Source organism: Streptomyces sp. NPDC012835 (assembly GCF_042900885.1).
Classification (GTDB): Bacteria; Actinomycetota; Actinomycetes; order Streptomycetales; family Streptomycetaceae; genus Streptomyces.
In genome coordinates this window covers 56,034-80,208 of the sequence record NZ_JBIBBW010000001.1, presented here as the reverse complement: position 1 = coordinate 80,208, position 24,175 = coordinate 56,034, and the positions used below count along the sequence as shown (strand labels likewise).

General features: G+C 71.7%; 19 protein-coding genes. 9 read left to right on the top strand and 10 right to left on the bottom strand.

The genetic code is table 11. From position 1 onward, the window contains the following. Nucleotides 1-46 precede the first annotated feature (46 nt). Nucleotides 47-958 (bottom strand): ABC transporter permease, encoded by a 912-nt coding sequence (locus ACFY6S_RS00375; protein ID WP_388828955.1) that lies wholly within the window; start codon nucleotides 956-958, stop codon nucleotides 47-49. Beyond that, nucleotides 948-1,763 (bottom strand): ABC transporter ATP-binding protein, encoded by an 816-nt coding sequence (locus tag ACFY6S_RS00370; protein WP_388828957.1) that lies wholly within the window; start codon nucleotides 1,761-1,763, stop codon nucleotides 948-950. Before ACFY6S_RS00370 ends, ACFY6S_RS00375 begins: the two co-directional genes overlap by 11 nt. A 252-nt stretch (nucleotides 1,764-2,015) precedes the next feature. Between ACFY6S_RS00370 and ACFY6S_RS00365 the strand changes: the two genes are divergently transcribed. The 4 genes from ACFY6S_RS00365 (at nucleotide 2,016) to ACFY6S_RS00350 (ending at nucleotide 6,300) form a co-directional block, all read left to right on the top strand. Next, a complete protein-coding gene (locus ACFY6S_RS00365; protein ID WP_388828959.1) occupies nucleotides 2,016-3,701 on the top strand; it encodes an ATP-binding protein in 1,686 nt (561 codons plus the stop codon). Continuing rightward, the gene (locus ACFY6S_RS00360; RefSeq protein WP_388828962.1) at nucleotides 3,698-4,390 is read left to right on the top strand and encodes a response regulator; all 693 of its coding nucleotides are present in this window, start codon (nucleotides 3,698-3,700) and stop codon (nucleotides 4,388-4,390) included. Before ACFY6S_RS00365 ends, ACFY6S_RS00360 begins: the two co-directional genes overlap by 4 nt. A 255-nt stretch (nucleotides 4,391-4,645) precedes the next feature. Continuing rightward, the gene (locus tag ACFY6S_RS00355; RefSeq protein ID WP_388828964.1) at nucleotides 4,646-5,662 is read left to right on the top strand and encodes a dihydroxyacetone kinase subunit DhaK; all 1,017 of its coding nucleotides are present in this window, start codon (nucleotides 4,646-4,648) and stop codon (nucleotides 5,660-5,662) included. After that, entirely contained in the window at nucleotides 5,659-6,300 is a 642-nt protein-coding gene (locus tag ACFY6S_RS00350; RefSeq protein ID WP_388828967.1) for a DAK2 domain-containing protein, read from the top strand. The genes ACFY6S_RS00355 and ACFY6S_RS00350 overlap by 4 nt, the downstream gene beginning before the upstream one ends. Nucleotides 6,301-6,423: 123 nt before the next feature. Here ACFY6S_RS00350 and ACFY6S_RS00345 read toward each other — a convergent pair whose 3' ends face one another. After that, nucleotides 6,424-7,101 (bottom strand): Tat pathway signal sequence domain protein, encoded by a 678-nt coding sequence (locus tag ACFY6S_RS00345; RefSeq protein WP_388828970.1) that lies wholly within the window; start codon nucleotides 7,099-7,101, stop codon nucleotides 6,424-6,426. Nucleotides 7,102-7,597: 496 nt separating this feature from the next. Between ACFY6S_RS00345 and ACFY6S_RS00340 the strand changes: the two genes are divergently transcribed. Together ACFY6S_RS00340 and ACFY6S_RS00335 are read left to right on the top strand one after the other, a co-directional pair. Further along, nucleotides 7,598-8,239, top strand: coding sequence for a DUF6230 family protein (locus tag ACFY6S_RS00340; protein ID WP_388828973.1), 642 nt, complete (start codon nucleotides 7,598-7,600; stop codon nucleotides 8,237-8,239). 2 nt (nucleotides 8,240-8,241) lie between these two features. Then, nucleotides 8,242-8,781, top strand: a complete 540-nt coding sequence (locus tag ACFY6S_RS00335) for a DUF6114 domain-containing protein (RefSeq protein WP_388828976.1) — start codon at nucleotides 8,242-8,244, stop codon at nucleotides 8,779-8,781. Between the two features lie 88 nt (nucleotides 8,782-8,869). Here the strand turns inward: ACFY6S_RS00335 and ACFY6S_RS00330 are convergent, their stop codons facing one another. Continuing rightward, the gene (locus tag ACFY6S_RS00330; protein ID WP_388828979.1) at nucleotides 8,870-9,385 is read right to left on the bottom strand and encodes a MarR family winged helix-turn-helix transcriptional regulator; all 516 of its coding nucleotides are present in this window, start codon (nucleotides 9,383-9,385) and stop codon (nucleotides 8,870-8,872) included. Between the two features lie 184 nt (nucleotides 9,386-9,569). Between ACFY6S_RS00330 and ACFY6S_RS00325 the strand changes: the two genes are divergently transcribed. Together ACFY6S_RS00325 and ACFY6S_RS00320 are read left to right on the top strand one after the other, a co-directional pair. Further along, nucleotides 9,570-10,769: a cytochrome P450 gene (locus ACFY6S_RS00325; RefSeq protein WP_388828982.1), complete on the top strand. Its 1,200-nt coding sequence runs from the start codon at nucleotides 9,570-9,572 to the stop codon at nucleotides 10,767-10,769. A 225-nt stretch (nucleotides 10,770-10,994) separates the two neighbouring features. Next, nucleotides 10,995-12,017, top strand: coding sequence for a LacI family DNA-binding transcriptional regulator (locus ACFY6S_RS00320; RefSeq protein ID WP_388828985.1), 1,023 nt, complete (start codon nucleotides 10,995-10,997; stop codon nucleotides 12,015-12,017). A 15-nt stretch (nucleotides 12,018-12,032) separates the two neighbouring features. Here ACFY6S_RS00320 and ACFY6S_RS00315 read toward each other — a convergent pair whose 3' ends face one another. From ACFY6S_RS00315 to ACFY6S_RS00290, 6 genes are all read right to left on the bottom strand, one after another. Continuing rightward, nucleotides 12,033-12,740 (bottom strand): hypothetical protein, encoded by a 708-nt coding sequence (locus tag ACFY6S_RS00315; protein WP_388828988.1) that lies wholly within the window; start codon nucleotides 12,738-12,740, stop codon nucleotides 12,033-12,035. A 49-nt stretch (nucleotides 12,741-12,789) separates the two neighbouring features. After that, nucleotides 12,790-14,763 carry a beta-galactosidase gene (locus ACFY6S_RS00310; protein WP_388828991.1) on the bottom strand — a complete coding sequence of 658 codons (1,974 nt, stop codon included), beginning with the start codon at nucleotides 14,761-14,763 and terminating at the stop codon, nucleotides 12,790-12,792. After that, complete coding sequence (locus ACFY6S_RS00305; RefSeq protein ID WP_388828994.1) at nucleotides 14,763-16,979, bottom strand: WD40/YVTN/BNR-like repeat-containing protein; 2,217 nt, start codon at nucleotides 16,977-16,979, stop codon at nucleotides 14,763-14,765. Before ACFY6S_RS00305 ends, ACFY6S_RS00310 begins: the two co-directional genes overlap by 1 nt. A 56-nt stretch (nucleotides 16,980-17,035) precedes the next feature. Continuing rightward, a complete protein-coding gene (locus tag ACFY6S_RS00300; protein WP_388828997.1) occupies nucleotides 17,036-17,998 on the bottom strand; it encodes a carbohydrate ABC transporter permease in 963 nt (320 codons plus the stop codon). Continuing rightward, nucleotides 17,995-18,993 (bottom strand): ABC transporter permease, encoded by a 999-nt coding sequence (locus ACFY6S_RS00295; protein ID WP_388829180.1) that lies wholly within the window; start codon nucleotides 18,991-18,993, stop codon nucleotides 17,995-17,997. Before ACFY6S_RS00295 ends, ACFY6S_RS00300 begins: the two co-directional genes overlap by 4 nt. A 124-nt stretch (nucleotides 18,994-19,117) precedes the next feature. Next, nucleotides 19,118-20,800, bottom strand: coding sequence for an extracellular solute-binding protein (locus ACFY6S_RS00290; RefSeq protein WP_388829000.1), 1,683 nt, complete (start codon nucleotides 20,798-20,800; stop codon nucleotides 19,118-19,120). Between the two features lie 449 nt (nucleotides 20,801-21,249). Between ACFY6S_RS00290 and ACFY6S_RS00285 the strand changes: the two genes are divergently transcribed. Next, nucleotides 21,250-24,114 carry a glycoside hydrolase family 3 C-terminal domain-containing protein gene (locus ACFY6S_RS00285; protein WP_388829003.1) on the top strand — a complete coding sequence of 955 codons (2,865 nt, stop codon included), beginning with the start codon at nucleotides 21,250-21,252 and terminating at the stop codon, nucleotides 24,112-24,114. Nucleotides 24,115-24,175: the final 61 nt, after the last annotated feature.

Here is a 24,175-nt window from a genome sequence, read left to right as displayed (position 1 = left end):
CGGGGCCGGGCGGGTTTGCGGTGGCCGAGGGGGAGCGAGCCGGTGATCAGCGGTCGGAGCCGGCCTCGGCCGGCTTCCAGCGGAAGAGGCGTTTCTCCAGGAAGGTCAGCAGGGCCTCGGCGAGCAGCGCGACGACCGCGAGGATCACCATGGCCGCGTACACGCCGGCCGCGTTGAACGTGCCCTGCGAGGCCGAGACCAGCAGCCCGATGCCCTTCGTCGCGCCGATGTACTCCCCGACGATCGCGCCGATCAGCGCGAAGCCGAAGCTGACGTGGAGGCTGGTGAAGATCCACGAGGTGGCGGACGGGATCACCACCTGAAGGGTGACCTGCCGGTTGGTCGCGCCCAGGATCCTGGCGTTGGCGACCAGATTGCGGTCCACCTCCCTGGCCCCCTGGAAGGCGTTGAAGAAGACGGGGAAGAAGACCAGCACGACCGCGGAGGCGACCTTCGAGGCCGGGCCGAGACCGAACCAGATCAGGAAGATCGGCGCCAGCACGATCCGGGGCAGCGCGTTGAGCACCTTGATGTACGGTCCGAGCACATCGGCCAGGAAGCGGATCCGGCCGAGGGCGATCCCCAGCACCACACCGCCGACCACACCGATGACCCAGCCGAGCAGCGCCTCGTACAGCGTGTACCAGATCTGCTCCCACAGGGACCCCTGCGGGGTGCCGTGCACCGCCCACTGGACGATCTGGTCCCAGATCTTCGAGGGCATCGAGAAGTTGAAGGGATCGATGACGGCCGCCCTGGCCAGCCACTCCCAGACGCCGATGATCGCGATGAGCAGCAGCACCCGGGCGCCGTAGACCACGAACTGACGGTTACGGGCGGCCCGCGCCCTGGCCTGGGTGCGTTCGCCGCCCCCGCCCGGGACGGGAGCCGTGTCCCCGCCGTCGCCGGCAGCCTTCTGCCCGGCGGACGCCGAAGCGGTGACGGTCTCAGGCGGCATGGGTCGCACCCCTCTCGCGGGTGATCCGGACCTCTTCGCCGAGCGAGGACCAGATCTCCCGGTAGATCTCGATGAACCGCGGTTCGAGCCGTACGGACTCGACCTTGCGGGGGCGCGGCAGGTCGATCCTGAAGACCTCCTTGACCGTCGCGGGACCGGCCGTCATCACCACGACCTTGTCCGCGAGGGCGATCGACTCCTCCAGGTCATGGGTGACGAAGACGACCGAGGCACCGGTGCCCGCCCACAGGTCCAGGAGTTCGTCCGACATCAGCGCCCGGGTCTGCACGTCGAGCGCCGAGAACGGCTCGTCCATCAGCAGCAGCTCGGGATCGTTGACGAAGGTCGCCGCCAGAGCCACACGCTTGCGCTGGCCGCCCGACAACTGGTGCGGGTAGCGGTCCTCGAAGGACGAGAGCCCCACCCGGGCGAGCCACTCGCGGGCCCGCTCCTTCGCCTCGGCCTTCTCCACCCCGCGGAAGCGGGGGCCCGCCATCACGTTCGACAGCACGGTGCGCCAGGGGAAGACCGCGTCCTGCTGGAAGACGAAGCCGATCTTGTCGCCGATACCGTCGACCGGTTCACCGGCCACCAGCACCTCGCCCTCGGTCGGCTCCTCCAATCCGCTGACCAGCGTGAGTGTGGTGGATTTGCCGCACCCGGTGGGGCCCACCACCGCGACGAACTCGCCGCGCTCCACCGTCAGGTCGAGATCCCTGACGGCGGTATGGAGGGCCCCCGACGGGGTCCGGAATGACTTGCTCGTTCCCCGCAGCTCGATGGCGGGGCTCGTGTGACTGCTCATGGACCGGGAGGCTAGGAGTGACCCGCACCACAGCGGCAGCCTTGTGGGCGCAACCCGTCTTTCTGCGCGCAAACCCCGTTGTGCTCGTTTTGCTCACGCCGGAACGACAAAAGAGCCGCACAGGGCTGTCCTGCGGACCCCCGGCGGCTTACGTTGCGTTCACAACGACGTCAAACGGAAATGTGTGACGCCGGGGGCGCGCGGTCCGGCCGGACCGGAGCGGCCCCGGCCGACGGAAGACGGAGGGACGAGATGCGAATACGCCGGCCCCGCCGCGTCTTCGCCCAGGTCCTGGCGGCGCAGCTGGTCCTCACCACCGGGGTGATGGTGCTCGCCACCGCGCTGTTCCTGGCCCCGCTCGGCTCCGAGCTGGACGACGCGGCCACGCACCGCGCCCTGTCCATCGCCCAGACCACCGCCGCCGATCCCGACATCGCCAGGGAAGTGCTCACCACCCGGCCGAGCCCCGGCGGTCCGGTGCAGCGCGAGGCGGAGCGCATCCGCCGGGCCACCGACGCGCTGTACGTGGTGGTGATGGACACCCGGGGGGTGCGCTGGTCGCACACCACCGCCGCGGAGATCGGCCGGCACGTCTCCACCGACCCGAGCGCCGCGCTCTCCGGCCGGGAGATCCGGCAGATCGACGACGGCACCCTGGGCCGCTCGGCCCGCGCCAAGGTGCCGCTCTACGACGACGGGGGCGGGCTCGTCGGCGCGGTCTCCGTCGGCATCGCCTACGACAGCGTCCGCGAGCGGCTCCTCGACGCCGTCCCCGCGCTGCTGCTCTGCGCGGGCGCGGCCCTCGCCGTGGGCGCGCTGGCCGCCGTCGCGGTCTCCCGCAGACTGCGCCGCCGTACCCATGGGGTGGGCTTCGCCGACATCTCCGCGCTGCTCGACGAGCGGGAGGCGATGCTGCACGGCGTACGGGAAGGGGTCGTCGCCTTCGACCGGCAGGGCCGGATCCGGCTGGCCAACGACGAGGCCCTGCGGCTGCTCGGCCTGGACGCGACCGCCACCGGCCGCGACCTCGACGAGGCACTGCCCCCCGGACGCACCACGGACGTGCTCGCGGGACGCGTGGACGGCACCGACCTGCTCACCGTCAGCGGCGGCCGGGTGCTGGTCGCCAACCGGATGCCCACCAGGGACGGCGGCGCGGTGGTGACCCTGCGCGACCGTACCGAGCTGGAGCAGCTCGGCCGCGAACTCGACAGCACCCAGGGCCTGCTGGACGCGCTGCGCGCCCAGGACCATGAACACGCCAACCGGCTGCACACCGTCCTGGGGCTGCTCGAACTGGGCCGGCACGACAAGGCCGTGGAGTTCGTCGCCGAGATCGCCAGCTCCCGGCGCTCCTCCGCGGAACAGATCGCGGAGCGGGTCCGCGACCCGCTGCTCTCGGCGCTGCTGGTCGGCAAGGCCGCCATCGCCGCCGAGCGCGGAGTGACGCTGGCGCTCTCCGACGCGACCCGGCTGCACCACCGGGTGATCGACGCGCGCGATCTGGTGACCGTACTCGGCAATCTCATCGACAACGCGCTGGACGCCGTCGCCGAGCGCCGCCGCACCGACCCCTCGGCGGAGCCCAGGGTCGAGGTCGAGCTGCGCGCCGAACACACCACCGCCGTGCTGCGGGTCTCCGACACCGGTCCCGGCGTGCCGCCCGAGGCCCGCGAGCGGATCTTCGTGGAGGGCTGGTCCACCAAACGGCCCGCGCCGCTCCTGCCGGGACCGGTCCCCTTCCACCGGGGCCGCGGGCTGGGCCTCGCGCTGGTGCGCCGGCTCGCCGAGCGGTACGGCGGCATGGCCCGGGTGACCGCCCGGGCCGGCGGGGGAGCGGTCTTCACCGTCGTTCTGCCCGAGGCGCTCGCCTCGGACGCCACCGCCGGGGACGACCTCCCGGCGCGTCAGCTCATGGCCGCAGGGGAGCCGCAATGATCGATGTTCTCGTCGTGGACGACGACTTCCGGGTCGCCGAGATCAACGCCGCGTATGTGGCGCAGGTCCCCGGCTTCCGGGTGGCGGCGCGGGCCCACACGGCGGCCCAGGCGCTGGCCACCCTGGAGCGCGGACATGTCGATCTGGTCCTGCTCGACCACTACCTGCCCGACGAGACGGGCCTGACGCTGATCCGGCGCATGCGCCAGCTCGGCCACCACGCCGATGTGATCATGGTGACGGCGGCGCGCGACGTGACGACCGTTCAGGCCGCCATGCGCTACGGCGCCCTGCAGTACCTCGTCAAACCCTTCAGCTTCGCCGGGCTCTGCGCCAAGCTCGACGGCTACGCGGCGCTGCGCCGTACCCTCGACGGCGTCGGCGGCCGGGGCGAGGCCGGCCAGGACCAGGTGGACCGGATCTTCAGCGCCTTCAGGACCGCCGACGCGCCCCGCTCCGAACTTCCCAAGGGCCACTCCGCCGCCACCGTCGACCTGATGCGGCGCGTCCTCACCGGGGCCGAGCAGCCGCTCTCGGCCCACGAGGTCGCCGAGCGGACGGGCGTCAGCCGCTCCACCGCGCAGCGCTATCTCAAGTACCTGGAGCGCACCGGACGCATCAGCCTCACTCTGAAATACGGCGACACGGGCCGCCCCGAACACCGCTACACCTGGGCGACGGCGAACTGACCCCGGCGGGCGCCGTCCACGGGGGTTCCGCGCCCCGCCGTAGCGGCGGACCTCACGAAGATAGCCGAAAGCGGACTCTTCAACATTTACTATGTCCAGGCGATCACTTATGTGACTACCGAGTTGGACCTTGGACAAGGGGCCAGTACTGCCTGACGTACGCATCGCCCGCGCGGTCGGTTGCCGCCCGCCGCCGTACTCCGGCGCGCTGCCCGCCGGCCTCTCCTCCCGGCCCGCCGAAAGGACCTCCGCGCCGTGAACCACCTCTTCCTCCCCGAAGCCGAACCGGTCGACGTGTCCGTACGCGGATTCGCCCGCGCGCACCCCGGACTGGTCGCCCTGCACGAGGACCCCCTCTTCGTCACCGCGATCGACACCGACCCCGCACGGCGCGTCGGGCTCGTCTCCGGCGGCGGATCGGGCCATGAACCGCTGCACGCCGGATACGTGGGCCGCGGCATGCTCGACGCGGCCGTCCCCGGACGGATCTTCGCCTCACCGCACAACCGGCAGGTGTACGAGGCCAGCCGCGCGGTCGCCAGGGACGCGGGCGTCCTGCACATCGTCAAGAACTACACCGGTGACCGGATCAACTTCGGCATCGCCGCCGAACGCCTCCGGGCCGACGGCATCGGCGTGCGCCGGGTCCTGGTCGACGACGACCTGGCGACCGAGAGCGATCTGACGGCGACCGGCCGCCGGGGCACGGGAGCCACCGTGATCGTCGAGAAACTGCTCGGCGGCGCCGCCGACAGCGGACTGGACCTCGACGAACTCGCCGCCCTCGGGGCCGCCTTCTGCACCGCCTCGCGCAGCGTCGCCGTCGCGGGCCGGGCCCAGACCTCGCCCTCCAGGGGCGGCGAGGCGTTCGCTCTCAGGGACCAGGAGGTCGAGTACGGCGTGGGCATCCACGGGGAGCGCGCCGCCCGGACGATCACCAGGCCGCCGTTCGAAGAACTGACCGAACGCATGGCCGTACAGGTGCTCGACGCGCTGCCCGACGCGGGCGACGGCGTCATCCTCCTCGTCAACGGTCTCGGCGCCACCACCCAGCTGGAGCTGTACGCCGTCCACGAGCGCATCCGGCACGTTCTGGACCAGCGCGGCGTCCCCGTACTGGGCCAGCTCGTCGGCACCCACGTCCCCGCACTCGACATGAGTGGATTCTCCGTCACCATGACGGCGGTGCGGCCCGGCTGGCTCGGGTGGTGGCAGGCACCATCGCGTACGCCGGCCTTTCCCTCCCAGGAGTCACAGGAGCTGAACCGATGACCATCGACCAGGCGCGCGTGCTGCGCCTCTACGCCGAAGCCGCGCACACCGCCCACGAGGCGCTGACGGCGCTCGACCAGATCTCCGGTGACGGGGACTTCGGCGACAACCTCTGCGAGGGCCTCGACCTGACCGTCGCTGCGCTGGACGCGAGCCCGTACGAACCGGCCGTGGCCGTCGCCGGATCGGTCTTCCTCGACCGGGTCGGCGGCACCAGCGGCCCGCTGATCGGACTTCTCCTCAGCGCGATCAGCCGCGCGCTCGCCGAGGAGCCGGACGAGCGGGACGGCTGGGCCAGCGGGGTTCGGGAGGGGCTCGCGGCGATCCAGCGCGTGGGGGAGGCCGAGCCGGGCGACCGCACGATGGTCGACGCCCTGCTACCGGCACGCGACGCGCTCGTCGACGGCGAGAAGTTCGCGGACGCCGCGCGCGCCGCGCTGGCCGGCGCCGCCGCCACGGCCGGCATCAGGGCCCGCCGCGGCCGCGCGTCCTACGTCGGGGACCGCGCCCTGGGCACCCCGGACCCGGGCGCCACCGGTGTGGCGCTCCTCTTCTGGGCGCTCGCCCGGGTCGCCGAACCGGAGGCGGTCCTCGGCGAGGTGGCCGAGCTGGTCCCGCTGCCCGGCGCCACGCCCTGACCCGCCGCCGCGCCGGGCGGCCGGCGGGGGCCCGGACCCTCGCCCGGCGCCGCGGCCCGGCCCGCGCGGGCGCCCGGCGGCCACCGGGGCGGCTCGGCCCCGGTGGCCGTGGGGTCCGTGGTCTCAGTTCACGAAGACGGAGGGACTGCCCGACTGGCTGGTGTCCTTGACGGGGGCGTAGGTGGCGGAGAAGTAGCTGGAGGCCGGGCAGGTGGCGGGCCCGGACGACTTGGTGAACAGCTGGTTGGCGAACGTGATCGAGTTGCCGGTGTTGGACGTGGTGCCGTTCAGCCCGGTGGAGGTGTAGACGCAGGTCGTCAGGCCGAGGATGGTGTTGAGCCGGACCGTCGTCTGGACGGAGCCCGTGCTCCCGGCCGCCACGGTGAGCGCCCCGGCCGAGGTGGCCGACGCGACGTAGGGCAGCTGGTCGACCGTGATGCCCTGGACGCCGGTGGTGCCCAGGATGTTGCTGGTGCAGCTGCCGAACGTGTGGGCCGTCACCGACTCCGTGGCGGTGCCGGGGGCGGTCGGGTTGCCGGTGACGGTCGCGGTGAACTGCGAGGCGGTGCAGGTGATTCCGGTGGATCCGCCGGCGGTCGTGCGGATCGCCACGGTCGTACCGCTGCTCAGCGCGGAGGTGAGCACGTCACCGACCGCGACGGCCGAGCCGGCGGCGCTGCCGTAGGTGAGTACGTTGCCGGCGGCGGCGGCGGAGTCATGGGCGGCGGCGGTGCCGGAGGCGAGGAGTGCGGCGACGGCGGTGAGACCGGCGGCCGTGAGGACAGTACGTCGTGCACTCATGCGAAGTCCCTTTCGCGAGTGGCGGGATGAGGCGTGCGGGTGGGGCGTTGTGGAGGCGGCCCGGCGGGCGCGGCTCGGCCGCGCGAGTCGTCGTGGGGGGCGATCGTCGGCTCGCCCGTGCACCTGTTCCTGGGGGTATGGACCGGGCCCAGCGCCATGGACCCGGCCCGCGACGCGAGCGAGCGCGGTTCAGAAGGAAACCCAAGAGGGTTGTAGACCCGGCCCGCAGCCGGAGTCAAGGGTCCAAGTGCCAAGTGGCCCACGAAAGTTACCCACGGTACGCTCACGTCAGGGCGGTGCGGCGAGCGCCGTCCACATCAGCCACACACAATTGCCACAGAGTGGTTGACCCGGCTGATACCTGGGAGTAACTTGACGGCCACTCCCATGGCCGCGCCGGCGCCGTTCTCCAGGAAGCCCGTCGGCGCCGGGAGTGTCCGCGCCAGGGCATCGCCGCGCAAGCTCGTTCCGGTCAACACACCTTCGGGAGCAGCTCATGGCAACGTCCGAGAACACCGGTGGTGAAACACCCCAGAGAGCCGCGCCGCGAGGGCGGGTGCGGCTGCGCCGGGCCGCTCTGATGGGGGTGCCCGCGTTCGCCGCGGCGGCCACCCTGGTCATCCTCACGGCACAAGGCGCCATCGCCGCGCAGTTCGCCATCTCCGGCATGCCCTTCACCGTCACCGCGGAGCGCCTGGAGGGCCAGGGTTTCGAGCAGTTCGGCTCCCTGGACAACATGGCGGAGGGCAGCCCCAACGCCGGTGACACCGGCGGGCAGGTCCTCACGGTCGTGTCCGCCATCAAGACCGCCAAACTCACCAAGTTGTGCCAGAGCGTCGAACTCGGCGGCACGTACCTGCACATCACCGCGGGCGACAAGGGCACCCCGGTCGCGGCGTCCGACCTCACCACCGACTCCACGGTCCTGACGGGCGGCGACGCCTCCTTCGACAACATCGAGATCGGCGGGGACGCCAGCACCTTCACCAAGGCCGGCGTCAAGGGACCACTGGGCGTCTTCGGCCAGCAGGCCGACACCGTCACCATCACCAAGCTGCGGCAGACCAACTGGGCCACCACAGCGGCCAAGTTCAGGCTGCCCAACCTGCATCTCAGCTTCACGTCGAAGGGCTGCTGAGCGTGGTTTCCGCCGCGTCGCGTCCCCCGGCCGGGACAGCCGTCCCGGCCGGGGGACGGCGCCCACCGCGCGCCTTCGCCGTCTGGCGCCGAGGCCGGCCCTTCTGGGGCGGGCTTCTGCTGCTGCTGGGCGGCGGAGAGATCCTGCTGACCGAGCAGGCGTCCATCTCAGTGGTGCTCCAGGCGGGCGCGGGAGGCATCGCCGCGTATCTCCTGCCCCTCGTCATGACCGTGTGCGGGCTGCTGCTGATCCTCAACCCGGCGCAGCGGCTGTTCTATTCGGTCGTCGGCGTGCTGGTCTCGCTCGGCACCTGGGTCACCTCCAACCTGGGCGGCTTCTTCGTCGGCCTGCTCCTCGGCGTCATCGGCTCGTCCATGGCCTTCGGCTGGCTGCCCGACCAGGAGCCGCGCCGCTGGCGACGGCGCGCGGCGGGGCAGGCCCCGGAACCGGCGGACCCCGGCCCCGGCTCCTCGGAACCTTCCGGTCCGGTGGGCCCTTCGGGCCCTTCGAGTCCGAAGGACCGTGCGGATTCGGCCGGTTAGCGTCTGTCCGACGGCCGCGTCGGAGTACCGGCCCGACCGGCTGCGACCGGTGCGCGGCGCCGCCGGTTCCCGGACGGCGCCCTCGGTCTCAGGCCGGGCGCTCGGAGCCGGACGCGCGCATCTGCCGCGCGTAGCCGTCCACGAGTTGCCGGAGCACGGCGACGGTGGTGGTGACGTCCGCCTCCGTGAAGCCGTGCAACGCCCGCTGGAGACTGGCCCGGTTGGCCAGCCGGAGCCGGGTCAGCAGCGCCGTACCCGCCTCCGTGATCGCCACCCGGCGCGCCCGGCCGTCGAGCGGGTCGGGGGCGCGCTCGACCAGTCCCTGTGACTGGAGCCGTGCGATCTGCCGGGTGACGTGGGAAGGCTCGACCATGAGCCCGGTCGCGAGGTCTCCGACCCGGCAGACACCGTCCCGCTGGTCGAGCGCGAACAGCAGATACACGTCCGAGCGGTGCGCGTTGACCCCGGCCCTGGACATCTGCTCGCCGTGCGCCTGGGCGCGGGTGAGCAGATAGGACAGCGAGGTCAGCGTGTGTTCCAGCGCGGCGGTGGGTTCCTGGGCCGTGGCGGCATCCGGCGGGGAGTAACTGGTGGCGTCCGGCATGGGGGAACTCTAGCGGCATCGCCGCGCAAGAGCGCCGGTGCGCGGCGGCTCGCATCCGGCCAACCTGGGCCTTCGCCCGCGTACCTCTTCCGCTCGCCACGGAGTGCGCGTTACCGTGACCGTGCGTTAGTTGCTTTTGTCAAGGTAATCCAGGTCCGCTCAGCGCGCGAAGGAGCACCCCCTCGTGACCGTCACCGAACACACCCCGCAACTCACCGCGCCCGCCTCCCGGGGCGGCTGCCCCTTCGATCCGCCGCCCGCCTACGAACGGGCCCGTGAGGAATCCCCGGTCACCCGCGTGCGGTTGTGGGACGGCTCCCCGTGCTGGCTGATCACCCGGCACGAGGACGTCAGGACGGTGCTGGGCGACCCGCGGTTCAGCGCCGACGCCACCCGTCCCGGCTTCCCCTTCCTCACCGCGGCGCGCAAGAGCCTGCCCAAGGGCAGGCCGAGCCTCATCGGCATGGACGACCCGGGCCACGCCGTACTGCGCCGGATGCTCACCGCCGACTTCATGGTCAAGAAGGTCGAGACGTTGCGCCCGGAGGTCCGGCGTATCACCGACGACCTGCTGGACCGGATGACCGCCGGGTCCCACACCGCCGATCTGGTGCGTGAGTTCGCGCTGCCGCTGCCCTCCCTGGTGATCTGCCGGCTGCTCGGAGTGGACTACGAGGACCACGGGTTCTTCCAGGATCACAGCGCCGTCCTGCTGGACAGCCGCTCGACGCCGGAACAACTCGTCAACTCTCGTGACGAGTTGCTGCGATATCTGACCGATCTGGCGAGGCGCAAGGAGAGCCGCCCCGACGACGGGATCATCAGCCGGCTGATGGAGCGCGGTGAACTGAGCGTCGACGAGGTGGCCGGCACGGGGCTCCTGCTGCTCATCGCCGGCCACGAGACGACCGCCAACATGACCGCGCTGTCCGTGCTGGCCCTGCTGCGCCGCCCCGACCAACTCGCCCTGCTGCGCGACGATCCCGCGCGGATCAAGGGCGCCGTCGAGGAGCTGCTGCGCTATCTGAGCATCGTCCACAACGGGCTCGGCCGGGCCGCGACCGAGGACGTGACCGTCGGCGGCCGGACCATCCGGGCCGGCGAGGGCGTGCTGTGCCTGCTCAACACCGCCAACCGCGACGAGGAGGTCTTCCCGTCCGGCGCCGATCTCGACGTGGAGCGCGACGCGCGCCGCCATGTCGCCTTCGGCTTCGGCGTCCACCAGTGCCTGGGGCAGCCGCTGGCACGGCTGGAACTCCAGGTCGCCCTGGACGCCGTGCTCCGCAGGCTGCCCGGCCTGCGGCTCGCGGTGCCGTTCGAGGACATCGAGTTCCGCACCGACATGATCGTGTACGGCGTGCACGGGCTGCCGGTGGCCTGGTGAGCGCACCGGTTCCGTGACGGACGGACCCTCCCGCAGGGCGTGATGCGATGAGGCCGCGGCTCCCGAGCCGCGGCCTCATCGCGTATGTCCGGCCCCGCACGGACATCAGGGCATCAGTCGAAGCGCTTCGATCCGCCTATGGACAGGTCACAGCGCGGGAGATTACGCTCGGAGGCCGGTGCGTCGAAGCGCTTCACCCCCCAAGGCCCGCTTTTGGAGAGCCGTATGGTCACCCTCGCCGATGTAGCCCAGCATGCCGGAGTCTCCGCCAGCACGGTGAGCTATGTCCTCAGCGGCAAGCGGTCCATCTCCGCCACCACACGGGAACGGGTCGAGCGCAGCATCGAACAGCTCGGCTACCACCCCAACGCCGGGGCCCGCGCCCTGGCCAGCAGCAGATCCAACATCATCGCGCTCATGGTGCCCCTGCGGACCGACATGTACGTACCGGTGATGATGGAGATCGCCATCGCGGTCGCCACCACCGCCCGCACCTTCGGATACGACGTCCTGCTGCTGACCGGCGAGGAGGGCCCGGCCGCCGTCCGCCGCATCGAGGGCAGCGCCCTGGCCGACGCGATGATCCTCATGGACGTGGAGCTGCACGACGACCGGCTGCCGCTGCTGCGCGAGGCGCGCCGTCCCGCCGTCCTGATCGGACTGCCCGCCGACACCACCGGACTGAGCTGTGTGGACCTCGACTTCGCGGCCGCCGGCGCGCTGTGCGCCGAGCACCTCGCCGGGCTCGGCCACCGCGAGATCGCGGTCATCGGGGAGGCGCCCGGAGTCTACGAGCGGCTCACCGGCTTCGCCGAACGCACCCTGAGCGGGCTGCGCGAACGCAGTGGCGAACTCGGGCTCAGACTGCTGCACCGGCCCTGCGAGGGCAGCTACGCGGCCGTCTCCGCCACCGTCGGCAGGATCTTCGACGAGCGCCCGGGAACCACCGCCTTCGTCGTGCAGAACGAAGCCGCCACCGATCCGCTGCTCGCCCTGCTGCGCCAGCACCGCAGGGCCGTGCCCGAGGACGTCTCGGTGGTCGCCATCTGTCCCGACCAGGTCGCCGTCCACGCCTCGGTCCCCCTCACCTCCGTCGCCGTCCCCGCCCAGGAGATGGGGCGGCACGCCGTCGAGCAGGTGGTCGCCAAACTCGCCGGACGCGGCACGGACGAGGTCGTCCTGATCAGGCCCGAGCTGACCGTACGGGAGAGCGCGGGCCCCCGGGCCGTCGCCGGGGACCCGCTGTAGCGGGGTGATGGACCGTCAGCCGCCGGACACCGAGAAGCTGTTGGTGGTGAAGTCCAGACCGCCGGCGGACGAGGTGATCTCGTAGCCGAACTGGACGTCACCCACGGTCACATTGCCCCACCAGCCCTTGGTGTCCTTGATCCACTTCAGGATCGGCAGCACATCGACCGTCCCCGAGGTGGAGTTCGAGGTGCGCAGGAACGAGAAGACCTCGTTGGAGCCGTTGGTCCCCTTGTAGACGGTCCAGGTGTGCCCGCCCAGCGTCAGGTTCCCCTGCGAGGTGCCGAGCGGACCGACCGCGCCCCGGTAGTTCACCCAGAGCATGATCTCGTACTTGTAGTCGCTGTCCCAGATGTCGTACGACGTGTTGTACGCGCCCGACGACGGCACGGTCACGTTGTAGCCGCTCTTGAGGGACGAGAGCGAGTCGAGGCTCTTGCCCACCACCTTCTTGGCGTTGGGGTACGACTTGATGCCGCCGGTGTTCGGGTGGTTGGCCCACACCCCCCAGTTCGAGGAGGAGTTGGCCCAGATGGTCTGCGAGCCCGCGCCCGAGCCCCAGATGTTGTTGTAGAGGATGTAGTTGTCGGAGGTGGTGTAGTTGCCCCACTGGTCCGACGAGGACCAGATGGCGGCCTGGGCGGGCGCGGCGGCGAAGCCGACGAGCGCGGCGAACGCGGCCACGGGGGCGAGCAGCAGTCTGCCCGGGGTGCGGAGTTTCATGGCGTCCCTTCCATGGGGGGAATCGTGGGGGGGATGGTGCGGCTCTGTGTCAGGGCGCGGCCTCCCGCAGGACGGCCACGCCGTGGCGCTCCAGCTCGACCGGGCCGTCCACCGGCCGGTCGGCGAGCACATCGTGAGGGACCCCGGCGATCGGGAGGACGACGGCCTTCGCCCCGTGGTTGAGCAGGAACAGCAGGTCGCCGCGGCGTACGGCCTCCACCCCGGCCGGCAGCCCCTCCAGGGTGGGCGACACACCGGCACCGTCCGCGATCCGCGCGAGCAGACCCCGCAGGGCCTCGGGCTCCGGCAGGGTCGAGACGTACCAGGCGCGCCCCGCCCGTACCACCGCCGGGAAGCCGGCCAGCTCCCCGCCGCGGTACGAGGCGACGGCCTCGCCCGTCGACAGCTCCAGCTCCTCCGACCACAGGGAGGCGTGGAAACCGTCGCACTCCACGCGCGCGCCCGCGTCCAGCGGCCACCACTCGTGGACCGTGCCGATACCGAAGAGGTCGCGCAGCCGTATGTCCATCCCGCCGGGCCGCACCCGGTCGTCCTCGTCGGCCACCCCGGTCAGGAAGCCGGAGACCAGAGTGCCGCCGCCCCGCACGTACCCGACCAGATTCTCGATCGCCGCGTCCCCGAGCAGATACAGGTGCGGCACCACGACGAGCCGGAACCCGCTCAGATCGTGGTCGGGGCGGGCGAAGTCGACCGGCAGGTTCGACTCCCACAGGGCCCGGTGCCAGGCGCGGACGACCTCGGTGTAGTCCAGCAGCGCCGAGGGCCGGCCGTCCTGCTGGTCCGCCCACCAGGAGTCCCAGTCGTGCAGGACGGCGATCTCGCTCTTGACCTGAGTACCCGTCACATACGGTCCGAGCCGGTCGAGATCGGCGCCGATCCGCTTGATCTCCCGGAAGGTGCGGCCCTGTTCGCCCGCGTGGGTCAGCATTCCGGAGTGGAACTTCTCCGCCCCCTGGCGGGACTGGCGCCACTGGAAGTAGCACACCGCGTCGGCGCCCCTGGCCACCGACTGGAGCGACCACAGACGGTTCAGCCCCGGCGGTTTGGGATGGTTGACCCCCCGCCAGTTCACCGGACCGGCGGCCTGCTCCATCAGCACCCACGGGCCGCGCGCCTGCGAGCGGGTCATGTCGCCGACCATCGCGTTGTACTGACCGCCGAGCGGGTCGGTGGGGTCCGGATAGATGTCGACGGAGACGACATCCTCCTCCTCGGCCCACCGCCAGGCGTCCTGGCCCGACCAGAGCGGCATGAAGTTGCTGGTCACCGGAGTGTCGGGAGTGTGCCGCAGCACGATGTCGCGCTCCGCCGTGAAACACTCCAGCAGCGCGTCCGAGGTGAAGCGCCGGAAGTCCAGCACCTGCCCGGGATTCCTCATGTACTGCGCGCGGCGCGGCGGGATGATCTCCTCCCAGTCGTCGTAGCGCTGGCTCCAGAAGGCCGTGCCCCACGCCTCGTTGAGCGCGTCGAGGCCGCCGTGCCGCGCCCGCAGCCAGCGCCGGAAGTGGCGGGCCGTCTCGTCGCACCAGCAGTGTGTGCAGTACTCGTTGTTGATGTGCCACATCCGCAGCGCCGGATGGCTCCCGTAGCGCCGCGCCAGATCCTCGGTGAGCGCCGCCGCGTAACCGCGGTAGACCGGTGAGCTGGCGCAGAACTGCTGCCGCGAGCCCCACCACACCGTGCGGCCGTCCTCGTCGCGCGGCAGGGTCTCGGGGTGGCGCGCGCCCATCCACGGTGGCGGCGAGGCGGTCGGCGTGGCCAGCAGCACGCCGATCCCGGCGCGCTCCATCATGTCCATCAGCCGGTCCAGCCAGCCGAAGTCCCGCGCACCGGGGCGTGGTTCGATTCTCGCCCAGGAGAAGACGCCCAGGGTGACGGAGTTGACGCCGGCCTCCTTCATCAGCCGTATGTCCTCGGACCAGACCTCCTGCGGCCACTGCTCGGGGTTGTAGTCGCCGCCGAAGAGCACACGGCCGCGGGTGGCGTCGTTCAGGGAGGACATCAGGCGGGATCTCCGTACTGGATGCCCCGGCCGTTGGTGCCGAGGTAGACGCGGCCGTACACCCGCGGGTCGCCGGTGATCGTCTCGCCGGTCCACCCCCACTGACGGGCGTCGTCGTTGATCCGGGTCCAGCTGCCCCCGGTGTCGTCGGAGCGGTAGACCCCGACGAAGCTCTCGGTGGCGCCCGTCTGGTACACGGCGGGGTACGAGGCGCCCGGGGCCGCCTTGCCGAAGCCCAGGGCGTACGAGCCCCAGCAGCTGGTCACCCGGGCGAAGGACATAGCGCCGTCGGTCGACCGGTACAGTCCGTTCCACTTGGCCGAGAGCCACAGATCACCGGTCCGGCCGGGCGCCGCCGCGATCCGGAACTGCGCGTCGCCGGCCGGCAGCCCGCTCGCGCCCCGCACGAAGGTGGCGCCCCCGTCCGTGGAGCGCAGCACCGCTCCCGCGGCCGTGTCGTACACGTAGAACCGCCGGGGGTCCACCGGATCGGCGACGGGCACCCCGCCCCGAGGGAAGGTGGTCACCTCGCTCCAGCTCGCGCCGCCGTTCACGGAGCGGAAGCCGGGGTGTCCGGTGCCGTCCCAGTGGACGAACGACCAGAGCAGCGTCGCTCCGTCGGCGCTCACCGCGATCGGGCCGGGCGCGGAGGAGGCGATGGCGGGCTGCGCGGGGAAGGGGCGCCAGCTGCGCCCGCCGTCCGTCGAGGAGGCTCCGTTGCCCGCGTCGCCCCAGCCCGCCCGCACCACGTACGTCGGGTTGAGCGTGGCCAGGGCCAGCCCGGTCGCGGAACCGAAGACCGGATGGGTGGCCATGCCCCGGGACGGCGAGGCGGTCAGCGACTCGTGGTACATCACGCCGATGTCGCCGAGCCCGCTGAGGAGTTGGGCGCCCCCGGACGGCGGTGCGACGAGCTGGCGCACCGCCGACTCCTCCAGACCGCGGATCTCCGGCGCCCAGCGCACCAGGTCGCGGGTGCCGAAGAGGGTCGCACCGGTCCCGAACACCAGGTGCTTCGAGTCGTACGGATCGAGCGCGACGGCCTGGATCCACCAGCCGAACTTGGCGGTGGCGCCCCAGTTCAGATACGGCGTCTCCCGGACGTCCAGCGTCGCGGAGTCCTTGAGCGAGGTCCAGTTGCGTCCGCCGTCGGTGGACCGGTAGAGCGTGTCGACCGGGCCCCAGCGGTTGTTGGTGGAGACCACGACCGTACCGGCGACCCGGGCGTCGACGGCCACACCGCCGTAGCCGAACTGATCGCCGCCCGACGGTTTGACGGGCGTCACGTCCGTCCAGGCGCCGGTGGCGGTGTCGAGCCGGTGGACGGATCCGTCGGTCTGGTTGTTGGGCCCCGGTGTGTCGGAGTACGTGACGTACAGGGAGCGGGAGCCCGCGTCGTGGGCCGCGCGGATCGGCACCCGCGCCGACACCCCGGACGGCCGGCCCGGGACCGCCTGCCAGGTCGCCCCGTCGGTCGTCCGGTAGAGGGCGCCGCCGCCGTCGCCCCACCCCGCGTACACCACGCGCCCGGCGGCCACCAGGAACGTGATGCCCTGGCCGCCCGCGTCGACGGAGGCGGGGAACGGGGCCGAGGCCCAGGTGGCACCGCGGTCGGTCGATTTGAGCAGCCCGTCGTGCCGGGTCCCGAGGTAGAGGGTGTCACCACCGAGCGGGGACACCAGCAGCCGTTCACCGGTCCCGCGCCCGTCCTCGTTCCCGCCGAGCTTCACCGGGAGGTCCGTCCGGGACCAGGTCGCGCCCCGGTCGTTCGAGCGCAGCACGGCGCCGTTGCCCGCCCACGACTGTGTGTAGGCGCCGAGCGCGAGATAGAGCCGGTCCGGCTGGTTCGGGTCGACGGCCAGGGCCTCGACGCCGAGCAGGTGGTAGTCGTCCCAGCCGAGATGGTCGGTGAGCGCCGTCCAGCGCCGCGCCGCGTCGTCCCAGCGGTAGGCGCCGCCGATGTCCGTACGGGCGTAGGCGAGCCCCTTGACCGCCGGGTGGAACAGCACACCGGTGATGAACCCGGTGCCGCCGATGGCCGCCGTGCGCCAGGTGTACGCCTGCGCCGCGGCAGCGGCCCCGGTGTCCGGGGAGGCCGCCGCCCGGTCCCGCGGCGCGGCGCTCGCGGGGGCGGCGGCCAGGGCGAGCGCCGCGGCGGCCCCGGAGGCCGTGGTGAGGACCGTACGTCTGCCGGGGCCGTGGGCGGGGTCGGTCATGAGGTCGCCTTCCGTCGTGGGGGAGCGGGGAGAGTGCGTGCGGGGCACCGGCCTCGTCAGCCCTTGACCGCGCCGGTGAGCATGCCCTTCTTGAAGTGCTTCTGGACGAACGGGGACAGCACGGCGACCGGCAACAGCGCGATCACCATCACCGCCATCTGCACGGCCAGTTGGGAGAGTTCCCCCGCCTTGATGGCCTGGCCGAGACCGACCGGAGGTTCCTGTTTCTGGACGAGCTGGATCATGACGTTCTGGAGCGGCATCATGTCCTGGTCGCTGAGGTAGAGGGACGCGTTGAACCAGGCGCTCCAGTACCCGACCGCGTAGAAGAGTGTGATCACCGCGATCACCGCGCGCGACAGCGGCAGCACGATGGTCCACAGAATGCGCAGATCACCCGCCCCGTCGATCCGCGCGCTGTCGGTGAGTTCGGCGGAGATGCCCATGAAGAACCCGCGCAGGACCAGGATGTTGAAGACGCTCACCGCGCTCGGCAGGATCAGCGCGAGATAGGTGTCGGTCAGCCCCAGCGTCTGCACCAGCAGATACGTGGGGATCAGCCCCGCGCCGAAGAACATCGTGGCGAGCAGCAGCATCAGCAGCCAGCGGTGCCCGAGCGATCCCGGGCGGGAGAGCCCGTACGCGCCGAGCACCGACACCGTCATCGAGAAGGCCGTGCCGACCAGGGTGACCCCCACACTGATCAGCGCGGCGCGGGTGACCTGGCCGCCGCTGAGGAGTTCCTGGTAGGCGAGGAAGGTGATGTCCCGGGGGATCAGCACCAGACCGCCCGCCTCGTTGATGGTCCGCTTGCTGGAGAGGCTGGTGACCACCACGATCCAGAGCGGGAAGAGCACGGCGAGACACGCCCCCGCCAGCACGACGCCCTTGCCGGCGAGCCCGGCCGCGCCCGGCGCCTCCTCCCACACCGGACGGGGGCCGGCCGCCCACGGACCGGTGCGGGCCGCCCGGGGCCGCCGCGCGGCCGGCTCCGCCGGGGGAGTGGTAAGTGTGCTCACTTCTTGTACACCCCCTGCTCGCCCATGAGATGGGCGATCTTGTTGGCGGCGAGCACCAGCCCGAGGCTGACCAGGCCCTTGACGATGCCGGCCGCCGCCGCGTAGCTGAAGTCCTGGTTGCGCACACCGTTCCACCACACGTAGGTGTCCAGGACCTCGGCGGCCCCCGGCCCCACCGCGTCCCGTTGCAGCAGGATCTGTTCGAAGCCGACGGTGAGCGCGTCACCGACGCGCAGCACCAGCAGCAGGGCGATCACCGGACGCAGCGCGGGCAGGGTGACGTGCCACATCCGGCGCCACCGGTTCGCGCCGTCCATGGCCGCCGCCTCGTACAGATCGGGGCTGACGGAGGTGAGCGCGGCCAGGAAGACGATGATGCCCCAGCCGGCGTCCTTCCAGACGCTTTCGAACGTGACCAGGAATCTGAAGACCTCCGGGTCCGTCATCAGGTCGAAACCCTCGTAGCCGCGCTGCCGCAGGTTCTGCGCGATGATGCCGGCGCCGCCGAAAATCTGCTGGAAGACGGTGATGACCAGCACCCACGAGAAGAAGTGCGGCAGATAGAGCACGGCCTGTGCCACGGCCCGCACCCGGGGCCTGATCACACTGTTGATGACCAGGGCGAGCAGGATCGGGATCGGGAAGAACAGCACCAGCTGGATGACGAACAGCACCAGGGTGTTGGTCACGGCGTCCCAGAACGCGGAGTCCTCGAAGAGCCGCTGGAACTGCTCCACACCGACCCAGGGCGATTCCAGAATGGAGATCACACCGTTGTCGCTGATGTACGGGTCGTAGTCCTGGAAGGCGACCGCATTGCCCAGGATCGGCAGGTAGTTGAAGACCAGGACGAGCAGGACGACCGGCAGCGTCATCAGGATCAGGGCGCGGTCCCGGGCGAATCTGGTGCGCAGCGGAAGCCGTCCGGTGACCGGCGCTCCCGTTCCCCCCGCCCCGGATACGCCCGCGCCGTCGCCGGTGCGGGGTCCGGGCACCGGGACGTCCGGTCCCCGGGCCGCGCGGGTCCGGGCGGCGGAGCCCGCCGCCGGCCGGCCGTCGTTCCCCTTGCCGTCGTCGGGCGTCCGCGCGGTGCCCGGTGCGGTACGGTGCGACACCCCGTCACCCCTGGGGGGCGTTGTCGTCCAGCAGTTGGCGGTACCAGTCGCGGAGCTTGTCGCCGCCCTTGCTCTTCCAGTCGGAGACGGCCTGCTGCACCTCGCTCATCTTCCTGCGTCCGCGCACCACGTCGTCCTCCAACTGCTCGAAGTCGTTGGCGAGATTGGTGTAGCGGGCGGGCTCGACGATCTGGAGCCCGTAGAAGGACGACTTCCTGGTGAAGGCGCCCATCCGCTGCTGCCACTCGACCATCGCCCTGGAGACCTCGGGGAAGTCGGGGTGCGCGATGGTGGGGGCCGGACCGTCGAGCATGACGTACGCGTTGACGACCTCGATGTTGCCCCGGTCGTTCTTGACCGGCAGCCCGTCCTCGACGGTGTAGTGCACGCCCTCCTGGCCGTACTGGGTGAGCATGTACTCCTTGGTGCCGTACGGCGCCGCCGTCACATTGGCGGCGGCCAGCGCGTCCCGCACCACCGGCTCCGGGGCCTTGGCGCTGATGAACGACCAGATCCCGGCGGGGGAGACGGCCCAGAGCGTCGGATCGCCGCCGTCGTGGCCGAAGATGTCCATCCCCCAGATGGTGACCCCGGTCTTCTGGGTGGCCTGCTCGGAGGTCTTGCCGTACCAGGAGGAGAGGTCCTGGTTGTACATCAGTGTCTCGCCCGAGGTGAAACGCAGCGCGGGATCGCCCTGGGTCTTACCGGCCCTGGCGTCGGGATGGACCACCCCGGCCGCGTACAGCTTGCGTGTCCACTCCAGGGCCTCCAGGTAGGCGTCGGTCTCGACCCGGAAGAGGAGCTTGCCGTCCACCAGGTTCCAGCCGAGCGGCTTCTCCTGACCGGAGGGCACCCCGAAGATGTTGAAGGCCGTCCACTTCATGTCGTCGCAGGCCCAGCGCTTGGCCCTGGCGTTGGTGATGTCCTTCGCCAGCGCCATGAACCCGGCAGCCGAGGTGGGGACTTCGTACCCCTCCCGGTCGAAGACGTCCTTGCGGTAGTACGGCACGATGCCCGTGACGTACGAGCTGGGCATCGGGATGCCGCGCAGCTTGCCGCCGAACAGGGAGCGCTGCCAGGCGTCGGTCGGGATCGCCGCGAGGTTCGGGTACTCCTCGACCCGGTCGCCGGAGAGGTAAGGGCCGAGATCGGCGAACTTGCTGATGATGGCGCTCGGGATCTTGCCGCCGAGGTTCCAGCCGGGGACGACCACCATGTCCGGGATCTCGCTGGAGGCGAGCACCGCGCCCAGCTTCTGGTCGTAGGTGTTGCCGTCCTGGTTCTGCCAGACGAGATCGGCGCCGATCACCTTGTTCATCGCGGTGTAGTAGGCGTTCCGCGACTTCGGCGGCGAGCCCCAGAAGGGCGCCATCACCTTCACCGTGGAGCCCTTGCCGAGCGGCGTCGGCACCGACGCCCTGAGATCCGCCGTGGCCAGCGGCTTGACGAAACCCGCCGCCGAGCCGTTCTTCGCGGCGATGTCCGGGGTGACGACGCGCTGCGCCACGAAGGCCGGCAGGATCTTGCGCGCGTCCTTGCCGGAGGTGGTGCCGCCCTTGCTGTTGCTCTCCGAGGAGCCCGAGCAGGCGGTGAGCAGCGGTGCCCCGCCGGCCACCGCGGCGGCGGCGACCGCCGTCGAGGCGAGGAAGCTTCTCCGGCTGGGATCGGAGGAGGACTTCGGCGTCATTGCGTCAACCCTTCGTGGTGCGCAGATCGTGGTGCGCAGGAACACCGGCGGGAGAGCCCGCCGGTCGGCTGCGGTGTGCTGCGTGGAGCGGGTAACCGGCCTGACCGACTGATCCGGTGCGGGTGTGACGGGAATCAGCCACTGCTGAACCGGCCGTGATCTGTCGAAGCGCTTCGATGTTGCTGCGAGGTTAAATGAACGCCTCCGGAGGCACAAGAGTCGATTCCAAGATTCCTTACTGCCGGTGCGTCGTACGTCAACACACCGAAGGAGCAGGGGCATTGACCCGTGACGGCGGATCCGTACTGGTCCCTCGGGACGTCTTGACACCCGGCGAGGAGACTCGGAGCATCGAAGCGCTTCGAAAGGTCGGCGGAAGCCACCTCCACCGGCCGGGACACCCGCGAGCCCGTCCGGGCTCCACCCGAACTCGTGCAAGGGGAAGCCCCGTGACCGCAGACCAGCCGCCCTTCCGCGACCCGCGGCTTCCGCGCGGCGCCCGTGTCGACGACCTGCTCGCGCGGCTGACCCTCGACGAGAAGACCGCCCTGCTCCACCAGTTCGCCCCCGCCGTGGAACGCCTCGGCGTCGCCGCCTTCCGCACCGGACAGGAGGCGCTGCACGGAGTGGCCTGGATGGGCCCCGCCACCGTCTTCCCCCAGGCGGTCGGACTCGGCGCGACCTGGAACGCGGACCTGGTGCGCCGGGTCGGCGAGGCGGTCTCCACCGAGGCGCGCGCCATGCGCTCCCGCGACGACCGGGTCGGCCTCAACGTCTGGGCGCCCACGGTGAATCTGCTGCGCAACCCGCTGTGGGGACGGAACGAGGAGGGGTACGCGGAGGACCCCGCCCTCACCTCCGCCATCGCCGTCGCCTACACCCGGGGGCTGCGCGGCGACCACCCCGACTACTGGCGCACCGCACCCGTGCTCAAGCACTGGCTCGCGCACAACAACGAGACCGACCGGTCCACCACGTCCTCCTCGGTCAGCCCCCGCGTCCTGCACGAGTACGATCTGCTCGCCTTCCGCGCGGCCGTCGAGGCGGGCGCCGTGGCCGGCGTCATGCCCGCGTACAACCTGGTCAACGGGCGACCCAACCATCTCTCCCCGTATCTGCGCGAGCAGTTGCGCACCTGGACGCGGCAGGAACTGCTGGTCTGCTCCGACGCCGGCGCGCCGAGCAACCTCACCGACTCCGAGGCGTACTTCGACACCCACGAGGAGGCCACCGCCGCGTCCCTGCGCGCGGGCGTGGACAGCTTCACCGACCACGGCACCGACCCGACCGTCATGACCGCCCGCGTCAGGGGCGCACTGGCCCGGGGGCTGATCGGGGAGGACGACATCGACACGGCGGTACGGCGCCAGCTCACCGTCCGCTTCTCGCTCGGCGAGTTCGATCCGGGACTCGACCCCTACGCCGGCATCACGGCCGACGGCGGCTGGGACACCCCCGGCCACCGGGCGCTCGCCCGGGAGGCCGCCGAACAGGCCGTCGTCCTCCTCAAGAACGACGGCCTGCTGCCGCTGGCCCCCGGCGGCCGGATCGCGGTGGTCGGACTCCTCGCCGACGAGTGCAAACTCGACTGGTACAGCGGCACCCTGATCCACCGATCCACCCCCCTCGACGGAGTGCGCGAGCGGTTCGGCGCGGACCGGGTCGTCTTCGCGGAAGGCGCCGACCGGGTGAAGCTGAGGACCTCGGCGGGCGAGTGGATCCGGGTCCCTGCCCCGGCCGGGGACACGGGCGCCGGAGCCCCGGCCCAGGAGGGCTCGCTCGACCCGGCGCTGCTCGCGGGCCGTACCGATCTGCCGCCGCTGACCCGCACGGACGATCCGGCCGCCGCGAGCGAACTGGCCCTGATCGACTGGGGGAACGGACTGCTCACCCTGCGCGCGCCCGACGGCCGCTATCTGTCGGTCGCCGAGGACGGCCGGGTGCGCGCCTCGGCCGACCAGCCCGGCGGCTGGGTGGTCCAGGAGTCCTTCCGGCTCGAACGTCATGACCGGGGACACCTCCTGCTGCACCTGGGAACCGGCCGGTACGTGTCAGTCGCCGCTGACGGCCTGAAGGTTGCCGAGAGCGGGGAGCCCTTCGAGATCGTCGTCGTCGAGCGCGGCGAGGAGGCCGTGGCCCGCGCGGCGGCCGACGCCGAGGTGGTCGTCGTGGTGGCGGGCAACGACCCGCACCTGGCGGGCCGCGAGACCGAGGACCGCGAGACGCTCGCCCTGCCCGGCCACCAGGACCGGCTGTGGCGGGCCGCCCACGCCGCCAATCCGCGCACCGCGCTCGTCCTCACCTCGTCCTACCCGTACGCCGTACCCGACGCGCACGCCGCGCTCCCGGCGCTGCTGTGGACCGCGCACGGCGGGCAGGCGGCGGGCACCGCCCTCGCCCGGGTGCTGGCCGGGGACGTGTCCCCGGCGGGGAGGCTCCCGCAGACCTGGTACGCGGACGACACCGGTCCGGCCGGGCTGCTCGACTACGACATCATCGGATCGCGGCAGACCTATCTCTACTTCGAGGGCACCCCGCTCTACCCCTTCGGCCACGGCCTGTCGTACACCGCCTTCGGCTACGACGGCCTGACGGTGGACCTGCCGGACGGACCCGCCGGGTCCACCGTGCGCGCCCGGATCACCGTCACCAACACCGGCGCGCGCGCCGCCGACGAGGTCGTGCAGCTGTACGCGCGCGAGGCCCACCCGCGGGTCCGCGCCCCGCACCGACGCCTCGTCGGACACGCACGCGTCCCGCTGGCGCCGGGCGCATCCCGTACGGTCGAACTGTCCGTACCGACGGCAGCGCTCGGCCACCACGACGTGGCGCACGGGGAGTGGACCGTACCCGGCGGGCCGTACGTGTTCGAAGCGGCGGCCTCCAGCGCGGACATCCGCCGCAGCGCCGAACTCACCCTGGCGGGGAGCGAGCCGAGGGCCAGGCCCGTTCTGACGAAGGGGCTGTCCGCCGCCGACTACGACGAACAGTCCGGCACCGCGATCGTCGACCTGACGAAGGCGGCGGGCGACGCGGTCACCCCCGACGGCGCCGGGACGGGCCGACTGGTCTTCCGCGACTGCGACTTCGGCGACGGCGCCCGCGCCGCGGGGATCGAGGTGTCGGGCGCCGGGACCGTCACGCTCTCGCTGCCCGGAGGCGCCCGGGTGGCCTCCTTCGCGATCCCGGCCGGCGCGGGCGGACCGTACGACTACACCACCTTGCGGGCGGACATCCGCCTCTCCGGCGTGCGCGACCTCCATGTCGCGCTGCGCGGCACCGTACGGCTCGCCCGGCTGGAGTTCCGGGCCTGACCGGGGAGAGCCCCGGCGCGGGGAGTCCCGGAGTCCCGGCCCTCCCCGCGCCGGGAGCGTG